Here is a 14,763-nt window from a genome sequence, read left to right as displayed (position 1 = left end):
GTGGAAAGCCGTGGGACTTCTTCAAGGCGGGGATCATCGAGGCGGGGGCGGTAGCTCCGCTTCGATGAGGTCGGCGGCGAGGGTGGTGCCGCCCGCTGTCAGCTCCTTGCGGATCTCCGCCAAGCGCGCCGTGACGTCGGGGTCGTCAGCCAGCTCCAGCAGGCTCCGGCGCAGCGTGGCGGCGGTCGCGGCGGGCGGGTCGACGCGGACGCCGACGCCGAGCCGGACCAGGACGTCGGCGTTGTCCGGCTGGTCGGAGTGCGGGTCCTGGGGGACCGCGATCATCGGCACTCCGTGGAACAGGCCCTCCACGCAGCCGCCCATGCCCGCGTGGGTGAGGAAGGCGTCGGCGCGCTCCAGCACCGCCATCTGCGGCACCCAGTCGTGCACCTCGACGGTGCCGGGCAGCTCACCCAGCTCGGCCGGATCGACCTGCTTGCCGACCTGGAGCACCACGTGCCACCCCGGCAGGTCACCGAAGGCCGCCACGCACTCGCGGTAGAACTCCGGCCTGGCGGTGTGGGTGGACCCCAGCGACACGAGCAGCACGCGCCTGCCGGGCGGCGCCCGCCAGTCGGACTCCGTCGCACGTGAGCCGAAGCACGGCCCGACGAACGTGGTCCTCCGCTCATCGACCCGGTCGGGGTTCGGTTGGAGCACGCGGGGGATGAGCGCCAGCTCGCGGGCCGGTCGGCCCAGGAAGCCCGACTCGATCCCGTTGGCCCGCAACCACTCCATCCACCGTTCACAATGGACAGACAGGCGTGGGTCCCGTCGCATGTCCTCGAACGAGCGCACCAGCTCGTCGTCGCTGTGCTCGGTGACCGAGTTCGGCGCGAACATCACGTGCGGGACGCCCCAGCTCTCGGCCAGCACGCGGACCGCGCCCACGCCCTGGTCGTAGAGGACGAGATCGGGACGATCCTCGTCGAACGCCGCACGGAGCAGTGGGATCATCGCGATCGAGTCGTCGAGGAAGAGGTCCCGGTGTTCGACCTCGTCCTCCGGCAGCGCCTTCCTGCCGTCCAGGTAGGGCAGCAGCGTGGAGGCGCACGGGACGAACTCCGCGCCGACCTCCGTGACCACGTCGGCGAACGCGGGGTCGATGGCGTAGCTGACCCGGTGGCCACGGTCGACGAGCTCCCTGATCACCTCCAGGCTCGGCAGAACGTGCCCGAACGCGGGCAGGTTCACCATGCAGATGTGGGCTCGGCTCACGACGGGTCCAATCTGGACAGTGGTGCGTCCGGCGCGTCCACCGCCGCGCTGAGCAGGACTCGCAGCCGCGTCAGCATGGCCTCGACGGTGGCGCGGTCGAAGAGGTCGCTGGAGTAGTGCAGGTAGGCATCGAGCCCGTGCGGTGCTTGTGCCTCCTGGAACTCCAGGTACAGGTCGTGGTCGTGGGAGTCCGTGCCAATCGCGACCGGAAGCTCGTCACCCCGGTTGGCGCCGACCGGCATGTCCTGGAGCGCGAACTGGACCTGGAACAACGGGTGGCGGTCGGACGCGCGCGCCCCCAACTCGGCGACGAGGCGGTCGAACGGCACGTCCTGGTTGGCGTAGGCGGTCAGGTCCACCTCACGCACCCGTGCCACCAGCTCCCGGAACGACGGGTCACCCGAGGTGTCCGTGCGCAACACCAGGCAGTCGGTGAAGCAGCCGACCAGGTCGTCCAGCTCCGCGCGGTGCCGCCCGGCGATCGGCGTGCCCAGCGGCAGATCCGTCGCGCCGCCGAGCCGGGTGAGCAGCGCGGCAAGCCCAGCGTGCAGCACCATGAACAAGCTCGCACCGCACTGCCTGGCCACGGCGGTCAGACCAGCGCGGAGCGCGGCGTCGAACCGGTGGACCACGGTCCCGCCACGGCCGGTCCTGCTCGACGGTCGTGGCCGGTCGGTGGGGAGCGGGATCTCGGCGGGCAGTCCCGCGAGCGTGGACCGCCAGTGGTCGAGCTGCCCGGCCACCGCGTGCTCGTCAGCGAGCAGAGTCCGTTGCCACACAACGTAATCGGCGTAACTGACCGGAAGCGGTTGCCAGGTCGGCGCGCCACCGGTGCACCGAGCGGCATAAGCCTGGCGGAAGTCACGCGAGAGCACGTCCAGCGACCAGCCGTCAGCGGCGACGTGCGGCAGAGCCAGCAACAACACCGGCTCCGCACCTGCTACCAGATAAGCGTGCAGTGGCGGTTCCACGGCGAGGTCGAACGGTTCAGCCGCGGCATCGGAGAGAACACGGTCAAGATCTGCTGTCGTCGTGGTGAGCCTTCTCAGCACGGGAACTGTCCCAGGCCCGAGCACGCGTTGGTACGGCTGCCCTTCATGCACCTCGTAGATCGTGCGCAGCGACTCGTGACGCGCGACGAGATCAGCCAACGCCGCGCGCAGCGCGGGCTCGTCGAGCACCGGCAGGCGTAGCGCGAGTGCGAGCACGGTGGTGGCTGTGGGGCCGTGCAACTGATCCCGGGCCCAGAACCGGAACTGACCGTGCGACAACGGAATCCGGTCTGGCAGTGGTCGGCGGACGAGCGGTGCGATCTTGGAGGGGCGAGCCCGGTCCACCCGCGCCGCGAGCCCGGCCGCGGTCGGGTGGTCGAACAGCTCGCGGACCGCCAGCTCCACCCCGAGCAGGTCCCGGAGCCGGGAGACCGCGCGCATCGCCAGCAGCGAATGCCCACCGAGAGCGAGGAAGTCCTCATCGACACCGACCGTTGCCCGGTCGAGGGTGTCGGCGAAGACCTCACAGATCATCCGCTCGTGCGGGGTCCGTGCGGGACGGCTGGCGGGCGGTGCTGCCTGCCTGCACCTGGCGGGCTTCGGCTTCGGCAGCGCGGCGCGGTCGATCTTCCCGTTGGCGGTGCGGGGGATCTGCGCCAGCACGAGCAGTGCCGCCGGCACGAGGTGAGCGGGGAGCCGCTGAGCCAGATCCGCGCGGACCTCCGCCGGGTCCAGCGCCGCCGCCGGTGCCGGGACGAGGTAGCCGATCAGCCGCTGGCCCTCGTGCGCGACCACCACGGCCTGGCCGACGTCCGGGTGGTCGGCCAGCGCAGCCTCGATCTCGCCGGGCTCGATCCTGATCCCGTTGACCTTGAGCTGGTCGTCCACGCGGCCCTCGTAGTGCAGCGTGCCCGCCGAGTCCCAGCGGCCGAGGTCGCCGGTGCGGTACATCCGCGTGCCCGGTGGGCCGAACGGGCAGGCGGTGAAGCGTTGCGCGGTCAGGCTCGGCCGACCCAGGTAGCCCCGCGCGAGGCCGGGCCCGGCGACGTAGACCTCGCCGACGGCACCGGCTGCCACCGGCATCAGCTTGTCGTCCAGCACGAACACGTCGGTGTTGCGGATCGGACTGCCGATCGGAGCCACCGCATGACCAGAGCCGTGACGGCACCCCCACAGCGTGACCGTGTCGGCGGCCTCGGCAGGTCCGTAGGTGTTCACCATCCGGCGCCCCGTTGCCCAGGTGTCCACCAGTGTCCCCGGACAGGCCTCGCCCCCGACCACGAGCGTGCGCACTTCCGGCAGACCGTTCGCGGGTACGGTCGCGAGCACTGCGGGAACGAGCTGCACGTGAGTGATCCCCTGCTCGGTCACCCACTCGGCGAGCGACTCGCCTTCCAGGATCACCTCCGGTCCCGGCAGCACCAGATGCGCGCCCGAGAGCAACGCGGTGCACAGCTCGGAGACGGCCGCGTCGAAGCTCGGCGAGGACAACTGGGCGACTGCGGACTCCGCATCGACGCCGAAACCGTTGATCTGCTCGCCCGCCATGTGCGTGACCGCCCCGTGCGGGACGCACACCGCCTTCGGAGTGCCGGTCGAACCGGAGGTGTAGAGCACGAACGCCGGGTTCAGCGGTCCCAGATCGGTCCTTGGTGCCGTTGGTGGTTGTGCGGCAAGGGTTTCGGCGATGCCAGGAGCGAGGAGGTTGAGGTGTGGGGTGTCCAGGTCCTGGTGCGCCAAGGTGAGCAGCGGCCGGGAGTCGGACAGCATGAACCGGATGCGGTCGGGCGGATAGTTGATGTCGATGGGCAGCACGGCGGCGCCGGACTTGAGCACCGCGACGATCGCGAGCGCGTGGTCGGCTCCGCGTGGCACCGCGACCGCGACCGTCCTTTCCGGACCCGCGCCGTGGGAGACCAGCAGGTGCGCCAGCCGGTTGGCCGCCGCGTCGAACTCCGCGTAGGTGTAGGAGATCCGTGCGTCGGAGACCGCGGGTCGGTGCGCGTTGGCTGCGGCGATCCGCTCGAACCACTCCGGCACGGTCTGCGTCGGGGGCAGCACCGGTCCGGCAACGCTGTCAGCGATCGTCAGCAGGGTGCTGCGGAACGCCTCGGCGAGGTCGTTCGCGGTCGCCTCGGTGACCACATCGGGGCGGTAGGCCAGCCGGATGCCGAGTTCCTTGCCAGGGCGGACAGTCAGGTCGAGCGTGTAGTGCGTTGCCTCCCGTCCGCTGATCCCCTCGATGGCCAGGCCACCGGTTCCGAGGTCGCCCGCGCGGGCGTAGTTCTCCACGACCGTCGCCGTGTCGAACAGCTCGCCGTGCCCGGCGAGGCGCTGGATCTCGGCCAGGTCGAGGTGCTGGTGCTCGAACAGCTCCGCCTGCTCGCGCTGGATCCGCCGCAGAAACTCGCCGAGCGGTTCACCGGCGGTCATGCGCACCCGCACCGGGAGCGTGTTGATCAGCAGCCCGATCAACTCGTTCGCCTCCGGCAGCTCCGGCGGTCGCCCGGACACGGTGGCTCCGAAGACGACATCCGGTCGCCCGGTGTGCTCGCGCAACAGGATCGCCCACGCGCCTTGGACGGCGGTGTTGAGAGTGATCCCGAGCTCCCGCAGCCGCGCCGACAGTCGCACGTTGTCCTCTGTGGACAGAGATGTGGTGACCTCGTTCGGAGCCACGGTGCTCGCACGGGGCTCGGAGATCAGCGTCGGACCGGCCAGGCCGTGCAGGGCCCGCTGCCACGCCTGCACCGCCGCGTCGCGGTCCTGGTCGCCGAGCCAGTCGATGTAGTCGCGCAGCTCCACGGCCGGTGCGCGGTGGTCACCGTCGTATCCCCGGCGAATCTCGTCCAGCAACAGCGGGATCGACCACCCGTCCATCAGGATGTGGTGGTAGGTGAGCACCAACCGGCTGCGACCTTCTGGCAGTCGGAGCAGCAGCGCCCGCAGCAACGGTGGCCGGGTCAGGTCGAACGGCCGTCGTGCCTGCTCCTCGGCGTAGGAGTCAGCGAGCTCGCCCGTGCGCAGATCGACCTCGGCCCATTCCGGATCTGCTTGTGCGGGAACAACGGCGACCGCATCACCGGAGCTGACTGTGCGGAAAGCGGCGCGCAGCTGCGGGTGCCGCCTCAGCACCGAGACGATCGCTGCGCGCAGCCGCGAAGCATCCACGTCCCCGGTGAGGTCGAGCGTGAGCTGCATCCGGTAGAGGTCGGTGTCTGCCCCGTCCAGGTTGGCGTGGAAGACGAATCCACGTTGCAGTGGCGTGAGTGGAAGGATGTCGGTGAGATCCGGATACTCCGTGGACAGCCTGTCCACATCGGACTGGCTCATCGGGGTCAGCGGGAAGTCCGACGGCGTGTGCCCACCGGCGCCGGGCTGCCTGCCGTGCTCGGCGAGCGCCGTCACCGCCCGCGACCAGCTCTCCGCGAGATCCTGAACGTCCTCAGTGGACAGCAGTGCCGGGGCGCAGGTCCACGTGGCGCCGAGAACGGGGCCGTCCGGGGTCTCGGTCACGTGCGCGTCGACCAGCAGGGGATGGCCCAGCGGCTGCCGGTTGGCGGAGCCGCCCGCGATCACGTCGGCGGTCAGGACACCGTAGTCGGCGACAGGAGCCCAGTCCGCCTCGGCGCTCGGAGTGAACCGGCCCAGGTAGTTGAACGCGACCTGGGCCGCAGGGGCCGCGGCGAGGGTGGCCGTGGTGTCCGGGTTGAGGTAGCGCAGCAGCCCGTAGCCGATGCCCTGGCCCGGTGCCGAGTGGACCTGCTCCTTGACACGGCGCAGGCACGCGCCCGTGTCGGCTCCGCCGGACCAGAGGTCGGCCCACCGCAGCGGCCCGGGGTCCAGCCGCACCGGACGCATGCTCGTGAACCAGCCGACCGTGCGCGTGAGGTCCATCCGGTCCAGGTCCGCCCGTCCGTGGCCCTCCACATCGACACGGATCGCGTTGCGCGGCAATCCTTTCCGCTCCCGCCAGTCGGCGACGGCGAGCGCGAGCGCTGTGAGCAGGACGTCCTCCACCGTGGCGTGGAAGGCCGCGCACACCGGCCCGAGCACAGCGCGGGTTGTCTCCACCGGCAGGGTCAGGGTGTGGTGCGTGGCGGAGCCGAAGGTGTCACGCTCGCCGACGAGTTCGCCCGTGGTGATCGCCGGACCGGTGTCCGAGACGACGGAGTTCCAGTACGGCAGCTCCGCGACCCGCCCTGCCGACCGAGCCTCCTTGTGGAGTCGTTCGGCCCAGGCACGGAACGAGGTCGGCACGTCCGCCAACGGCACATCGGGTTCTACGCACGCGGCGGCGAGGTCGGACAGCAGAACTTGCCAGGAGACGATGTCCACGGCGAGGTGGTGCACGACCAAGAGCAGGCTGCCGCGTCGCGAGGGCCCGGCGTCGAACCAGACGGCCCGCACGATCTCGCCGCGTTCGGGAGCGAGCCCAGCGCCCGCCTCGGCCGCCTCCGCCCGAATCCGTGCCTCGGCGTCCTGTGCGTCGAGACCCGTGATATCGATGCGGTGCAAGCAGTCCCTGGCGTGCGACTGGACGTCGATCGACCACGCTTCGCCGAGCCGCATCCTCAGCATGTCGTGCCGCGAGATGAGCTTGCCGAGCGCTTGCGTGAGCCGTTCTTCGGTCAGGCCCGCTGGTGTGTGGACGAACGCCGACTGGCTGAACCGGTCGATCGGGCCACCTGTCTCGGCCAGCCACCGCATGACCGGTGTGAGCGGCACGGTCCCGGTTCCCGGAGCGGAGTCCGCCGATTCCCGTGCCACGGCGGCCAGTCCGGCCGGGGTGCCGTGGCGGAACACCTCGCGCAGGGTGAACTCCAGCCCTGCCGCGCGCGCCCGGCTCACCAGCTGGATGGCGGAGATGCTGTCCCCGCCCGAGTCCAGGAAACCGTCGTCGGCGCCGACCTCGGTCAGTCCGAGGATCTCGCCGAAGATCCGGCACAGCGTCGTCTCCTGCACGGTGCGCGGCCGGCGGTGGCCCTGACGGGCCGGCTGGGGGAGCGCGGCGCGGTCGATCTTGCCGTTGGCCAGCCGGGGCAGCTGGTCGAGCGCCACGATCGCGTGCGGGAGCAGCGCCTGGGGGAGCCGGTCGGCCAGACCGGCGGCGATCGCGGCCCGGTCGAGTCCCGCGCTGCCCACGACGTAGGCGACCAGCCGGTTCTTGTTGTCCCCGTTGGTGATCACCGTGGCCTGGCGGACGCCCGGCTGCGCGAGGAGCGCGGCCTCGATCTCACCCGGCTCGACCCGGACGCCGTTGATCTTGAGCTGGCCGTCCGCGCGGCCGTCGTAGTGCAGCGTGCCTTCGGCGTCCCAGTGCGCCAGGTCCCCGGTTCGGTACATGCGTGCGCCCGCTGGGCCGTGAGGACAAGCCGTGAACCGCTCGGCGGTCAACCCGGCCCGTCCGCCGTACCCCCGCGCCAGGCACTCTCCGGCCAGGTACAGCTCGCCGGTGATCCCCGGCGGGAGCGGGCGCAACGCCGAGTCCAGCACCATCGCGCGCACCCCCGGCATCGGCCTGCCGATCGGCGCGACGACGTCGGAGCCGGGCGCGTAGTCCCACAGCGTCGCCCAGATCGTCGCCTCGGTCGGACCGTAGGCGTTGACCAGCGTGCGGCCCTCGCCCCACCGCTGCGCGAGCTCGCCGGGGCAAGCCTCCCCGCCAACGACCACTGTGGACAGTCCGCCGACCGAGCCGACCGGGATCGTGCCCAGCACGGTGGGAACGAGCTGCGCGTGGCTGATCTCGGCCTCGCGCAACCACTCTCCGAGTTCGGCGCCCGCGCGAGGCAGCTCAGGATCGGGGATCACCACCGTCGCCCCTGCCGCCAAGGGCGCGAACAGCTCCGCAACCGAGATGTCGAAGGCCGCTGAGGTGGTGTGTGCCATCCGGGCGCCCTCGTCGAGCCGGTAGCCGTCCACGAAGGCGGCGACCGCGTTCGCCACTGCGGCGCGCGTGGTCACGACGGCCTTCGGCGCACCGGTGGAACCCGAGGTGTAGAAGAGGAAGGCCGGATGCTCGGGCGTTGCGCGCTCGACCGGCCTGGTGTCGGGCTGCTCGGCCAAAGCGGAGAGGTCCAGCCCCTGTTCCCCGAGTGTGAGCATCGGCCGTGTGTCCTCGGCCATGTACTGCCGACGCTGCACGGGATGGTTGAGGTCCAGCGGCAGCACCGCCGCTCCAGCCCTGGTGATCGCCAGCAGCGCGGTCACGTACTCCGCTGAAGGCGGGATCGCCACCGCCACAACCTGGTCGGGGCCGGCGCCGTGGGAGATCAGCAGGTGCGCCAACCGGTTCGCCGCCGCGTCCAGCTCCGCATAGGTGAGCTGGCCGCGCGCATCGCGGACCGCGACCCGGCCAGAAGCGGTGACCGGGTCGAACCGCCCGGCCGGTTCGCCGCCGACTCCGGGCGCGAGCAGTGCGGCGCGGCGCTCGCCGGTGAGCAGCCGGATCGCGCCGGACGGCCGCTCGGGCTCGGTCGCGATGGCCGCCAACAGGCTGGTGAAGCCCTCAGCGATCTCAGTCGCGGTGGCCTCGTCGATCACGTCGGGCCGGTAGGCCAGCTCGACGGTGATCTCGCGGCCGGGGATGACGTACAGGTAGAGCGTGTAGTGGGTTGACTCCTGCCGCCCGAAGCCGGAGACCGCGACCGTGCTGCTCTCGGCGCGGCCGAGGCCGCCGAGGTCCGGGTAGGTCTCGACCACGGTCGCGGTGTCGAAGAGCACCCCGTGCCCGGCGGCGCGCTGGATCTCGGTGAGGCCCAGGTGCTGGTGCTCCAGGAGGTCCGCCTGCTGGTCCTGAACCTGGCGCAGCAGTCCGGTGAGCGGCTCGTGCGGGGAGCAGCGCACCCGGACCGGGACGGTGTTGATCAGCAGTCCGACCATCCGGTCGGCGTCGGCGAGATCCGCCGGTCGCCCGGAGACGGCCGTGCCGAACACCACGTCCCCGCGCCCGGTGAGCCTGCCCAGCAGGACCGCCCACGCGGACTGCACGGCGGCGTTGAGCGTCGAGTCCAGTCGGCGCAGCCGGTCGCGGAGGGTCGCCGTGGCCTCGGCGGGCAACCGCGTGGCGACCTGCGAGGGTCGGACGGTGCGGGAACGCAGCCGCTCCGGCGCGAGCAGGGTCGGGCCGTCGAGATCCCGCAACGCCTGGGACCACGCCTTGGTCGCGGTCGGGTGGTCCTGCTGGGACAGCCACCGCAGGTACTCGCGGTGGTCGGGCGCGGGCGGCAGCTCGGCACCGCCGGTGGCCAGTGCGAGCAGCTCGCGGGTCAGGATGGGCGTTGACCACCCGTCGAGCAGGACGTGGTGGATGGTCAGCAGCAGCCGGGCACGCCCTTCGCCCAGCCGCAGCAGGGCCGCGCGCATCAGCGGTGGGCGCGCCAGATCCAGGGGTGACCGCAGCTCCTCGGCGGAAGCCTGCTCGGCTTCGGATTCCGACAGTCCACGCAGATCGACCTCACGCCATGCGGGCGCGCGGTGCTGGGGGATCACCTGGACCAGCTGGCCCTCGCGAGTGGCCGGGAATGCCGCGCCGAGGTTCGGATACCGGCGGACCACCGTGTCCAGTGCGGAACGCAGTCGCTCCGGTTCGAGGTCGCCGTCGAGTTCGAGCGCCAGCTGTACGCGGTAGGTGGCTTGGTCGTCGTAGTTGCCGTGGAAGACCAAACCCCGTTGCAGCGGCGTCAGAGGCAGCACATCGACAAGGCCGGGGTAGTCGCGCACCAGGTCGTCGATCTCGGCTTGGTTCAAAGACAGCAACGGGAAGTCGGCGGGCGCGCGGCGTTCGGTGGCCACCGCCGCCAGGCGCGCCGGTGTCCGGCGCAGGAACAGCTCGTGCGGGGTGAACCGCAGGCCCTCCGCTCCGGCCCGCGCGACCACGGCGATCGCGAGCAGGCTGTCCCCGCCCAGCGCGAAGAAGCTGTCGTCGACACCGACCTCGTCGAGCCCGAGGACCTCGGCGAAGACCCGGCACAGCCGCTGCTCGACCGGGGTCGTCGGCCGGGTGGTGACCGTCGCCCTCCGGTCCGGAGCGGGCAGCGCCGCGTAGTCGGTCTTGCCGTTGCGAGTCGTCGGAATCCGTTCCAGGACAACGAGGTCAGCGGGAACGTAGGCGCTCGGAAGGCGGTCGGCGATCCCGGCGAGGACGTGGTCGGAGTCCACCGTGGACCCCAAGGTCGGCACGACGTAGCCGACGAGCCGCCGTCGGCCGGGCGTGTCCTCCAGCACGGCCACCACGGCATGCTCGATGGCAGGATCGGTGGTGAGCGCGGCTTCGACCTCGGCGGGCTCGATCCGGACCCCGTGGATCTTGACCTGCTCGTCGGCGCGCCCGGCGAAGTGGAGGAAACCGTCCTCGTCCTCGTGACCGAGGTCGCCGGTCCGGTACATCACCGCGCCCGGCGGGCCGAACGGGCAGGCCACGAACCGCTCCGCCGACAAGCCCGGCCTGCCGAGGTAGCCGCGGGCGAGCCCGGGTCCGGTCAGGTACAGCTCACCGGTCTCGCCCGGGGCGGCCCGCCGCAGCCGAGCGTCGAGCACGTGTGCGCCGACCCCGGGCAGGGGGCGGCCGATCGGAGCCGTCGCCGTCGCGGCCCTGCCGGGCCGGTGCCGCCACAGCGTCGCGACGACCGTGGCCTCCGTGGGACCGTAGGTGTTCCAGATCTCGCGGTTCGGCCCTGCCAAGCGGTCGAGCAGCTCCGTGGGACACGCTTCGCCGCCGAAGACCAGCAGCCGCACGTGCTCCAGGTCCGCCGCGTCCCACCCGGCGGCGAGGGCCGGGACGGTCGAGACCACGCTGATCCGCCGCTCCCGCAGCCACGGTCCGAGATCGCCGCCGTGGACCAGCTCCCGCGCGGCGGGGACCAGGCACGCGCCGCTGCGCCAGGCCAGCCAGATCTCCTCACAGGACCCGTCGAAGGCCACGGAGAGGCCCGCGAGGACCCGATCGGCGGGGCCGAGCGGCTCGTCGGTGCGGAACAACCGGGCTTCGCTATCCACAAAGGACACAGCAGCGGCGTGGGAGATCGGAACACCCTTGGGCTTGCCCGTCGAACCCGAGGTGAAGATGACCCATGCCTCATCACCCCGCCCGTTGCCCGCCTGGCGCGGCTCCACGCGGCTGCCCGCCAGCACCACGGCGCTGACCCCGGCTTCGGTGAAGACCAGCTCGGCGCGCTCCTCCGGGTCCTCGGCGTCCACGGGGACGTAGGCGGCACCGGCGACGAGCACGCCCAGGATCGCGACGTAGAGTTCCGCCGTGCCGGAGGGAATCCGCACCCCGACCCGGTCACCCGCGCTGACCCCGTTCTCGCGCAAGCGATCCGCCAGCGTCCGTGCTCGGTCAGCCAGTGCCGAGTAGGTCAGCACCGTGGTGCCGTCGTCCAGGGCCGCAGCCTCCGGAAACCGTTGCGCGGTCTCGGAGAACACCTCCAGCAGCGTCCGCTCACCACGCGGGGAGCCGAGCGGGGACGACTGCGCGCGAGGCTCGGCCGCCTCAGCGCCGACCTCGGTGGTCACGGCCGCGATCCGCGCGGGGGTCCGGCGCCGGAACACATCCCGTGGCGTGAACACGAGACCGGCCTTGCGGGCGCGGTTCACCAGCCGGATCGAGGACATGCTGTCCCCGCCCAGCATGAAGAAGCCGTCATCCGGCCCGACCTCGGCCACTCCGAGCACCTCGGCGACCAAGGAGCAGATCCGCCGCACCAGCTCCGAAACTTCGCCGGTGGCGCGATGTGTCGCGGACACCACGGGCGCGGGCAACGCGTTCCGGTCGAGCTTGCCGTGGCGAGTGGTCGGCAGCGCGTCCAGCACGACCAGCGCACCGGGAACGAGGGCACTGGGCAGGCGAAGAGCCAGGTCCGCCAGCACTTCATCGCTGTCCACAGTGGAGCCGACAACGTAGGCGACGAGCCGTCGCTCGCGCAGCACCACCGCGGCGCTGTCGATGTCCGGCCGCGCCGTCAACGCGGCCTCGACCTCGCCCGGTTCCACCCGGATGCCGTTGACCTTGACCTGCTCGTCGGCCCGGCCACGGAACTCCAGCACCCCGTGGTGGCTCCACCTGGCCAGGTCACCGGACCGGTACATCCGCGCACCCGGCTGGCCGAACGGGCAGGCCACGAACCGCTCCGCCGACAGGCCCGGCCTACCCAGATACCCCCTCGCGACACCCGAACCCGCGAGGTACAGCTCCCCGGTCACACCCGGCGGGACCGGTCGCAGCGTCCGGTCAAGCACGAAGACCTGGGTACCCCGGTGCGGATGACCGATCGGCGCTCCGGGTCCCTGAGTCCCCGGCTCGTAGTCCCACAGCGTGGCGCTGACTGTCGCTTCGGTGGGGCCGTAGGCGTTGACCACACGGCGTCCGTCCCCGTGCCATCGCGCCGCGAGTTCGATCGGACAAGCCTCACTGCCAACGAACACGGTTCGGACGCTGCCGAGGGCTTCAGCGGGCAGGCTGGCGAGCACCGTCGGAGTCAGCAGCAGTTCGGTCACCGCGCGTTCGTCGAGCCACTCGGCCAGGCCCTCTCCAGCTGGCGCGACCGTAGCCTTGGGGATCACCAGCGTCGCGCCCGCGACCACCGCCGCGCCGATCTCGGCCACGGAGGCGTCGAACGACGAGGAGGCCAGCTGTGCGACTCGCGACTCGCCGGTCAGCCCGAGCCGGTCGGCCCACACCGCCGCGAGCCGCGCCCACGAGCCGTGCGTGACCACAACCCCCTTGGGAACACCGGTCGAACCCGAGGTGTGCAACAGGTATGCGGCATTGTCGGGGTGGGCACGACGCACGATCGTCTCAGTCGAAAGCGGGTCGAGTGCGTCCAGCACGACCGGATCGGTTCCCGGTGGCAGAATGTCCACTGTGGACGATAGGGCGAGTGTCGCTGCCGGAGCCGTGTTCGCGAGCACTGTGGCGATCCGGGTGGCCGGGCTCGTCGGGTCGATCGGCGCGAACGCCGCTCCTGCCCTGATCACCGCCAGCACGGCCGTCAGGTAGGCGGCTGAGCGGGGTACGACAACCGCGACGATCCGCTCCGGGCCGATCCCACGGGCGACCAGCACCTGGGCCAGGTGCTCGACCTTCGCGTGCAGCTCGGCGTAGGTCAGCGTGCCGTCGGCGGCTTCCACCGCTGGACGGGTGGGTGACGACTCCGCATGGCGCGCAAGCAGATCCGCCAGCGACGATGCTGGTTCCGCCGCCTCGCCCGTGCCCCACTCCAGCACCTGCCGCAGCTCGGCGTCGGTGTGCAGCGGGAGGTCGCGCAGGCGCGTGTCCGGAGCGTCGAGCGCGGCGGTGAGCAGGCCGAGGTAGCGCCGCACCAGCGCCTCGGCGCCGTGGCGCTGGAAGAGGTCGGTCCGGTAGAGCAGCCAGCCGTCCACATTGGACAGCTCAAGGGCGAGGTCGGCACGCGCCCAGCCGTTGTGGATCGACTCGTGCCCGGAGGACGGCACGTAGTTGAACGCGATCCGCGAGAGCCGCCCGAGCCCGTCCGCGCCGCTCGCACTGAACTCCTCCGCGAGCTCCTGGAACGAGATCCCCTTGTGCCGCATGCCGTCGAACAGCGCGTCCCGCACACGGGCGACAGCTTCGGTGAAGGTCAGCTCGTGGGGGAGCGGCACCCGCACGATCACGGTGTCGATGAACATGCCGATCACCGATCGCGTCTGCGGCCGGTCACGGCTGGACGTCGGAACCGCGATCGCCACGTCCGTCCCACCGGACAGCCGCGCCAGCAGCACGTGATGCGCGGCGAGCAGGACCATGAACGCGGTCGCGCGGAGCTGACGCCCGACAACCGCGACACGGTCGATGAACCCCTCCGGCAGCCGGAACGGCACTGCGGCGGCCTCACGCCCCGGCACCGCCGGGCGGGGCAGGTCGGTGGGCAGCGCGTGCTCGGCGGGCAGCTCGGCCAGCTGCTCGCGCCAGTACGCGAGCTGCCGCGTCCGGTCACCGCCGCGCTGACTCACGGCGTAGTCGGCGTATTGCAGCTCCAGTGCGGGCAGCTCGGCCGGTCGCCCGGCCACGGCCGCCGCGCACAGCTCGTCCAGCTCGGCCTGCAACAACACACTCGACGCCGCGTCGAACACCGCGTGGTGCACGACGAACAGCAGCCAGTGGTCGTCATCGGCCAGCCGCACCAGCGTCGCGCGCCACAGGGGAGCCCGGTCGAGCGGGATCGGCCGCAGGCTCAGCTCGCGCAGCAGATCGTGGGCCTTCGCCTCCGCCTCACCGCGCTCCCGCCCGCGCAGGTCCACGTGGTCGATGTCGAGCTCGACCTCGTCGTGGACCGTCTGCCGCAGGGCTCCGTGCTCGTCGATGGCCAGGGAGGTGCGCAGTGCCTCGTGGCGGGCCACCACGATCCCGAGCAGATTCTCGATGCGTTCCGTGTCCAGTCGGATACCGAGAAGTGGCATGGACGCCGAGATGTTGTACGCCGGTGAATTCGGCTCGAATTGGCTGGCGAACCAGATCCGCTCCTGTTCGTAAGAGGCGGGACTGTTCTGTTCGCCCATGTACAACTCCCGAAGCCAGTGAGCCCGAGCC

General features: G+C 71.5%; 2 protein-coding genes. Both read right to left on the bottom strand.

All coding sequences use genetic code 11. The features are described 5' to 3' along the window. Window positions 1–33: 33 nt before the first annotated feature. Window positions 34–1,218, bottom strand: a complete 1,185-nt coding sequence (locus tag ACFFQA_RS16900; protein ID WP_377852916.1) for a macrolide family glycosyltransferase — start codon at window positions 1,216–1,218, stop codon at window positions 34–36. Next, window positions 1,215–14,732: a non-ribosomal peptide synthetase gene (locus tag ACFFQA_RS16895; protein WP_377852915.1), complete on the bottom strand. Its 13,518-nt coding sequence runs from the start codon at window positions 14,730–14,732 to the stop codon at window positions 1,215–1,217. The genes ACFFQA_RS16900 and ACFFQA_RS16895 overlap by 4 nt, the downstream gene beginning before the upstream one ends. Window positions 14,733–14,763: the final 31 nt, after the last annotated feature.

Origin of the sequence: Allokutzneria oryzae, from assembly GCF_042429765.1 — a bacterium.
GTDB lineage: Bacteria > Actinomycetota > Actinomycetes > Mycobacteriales > Pseudonocardiaceae > Allokutzneria > Allokutzneria oryzae.
This window is presented reverse-complemented; position numbering and strand designations above follow the sequence as displayed.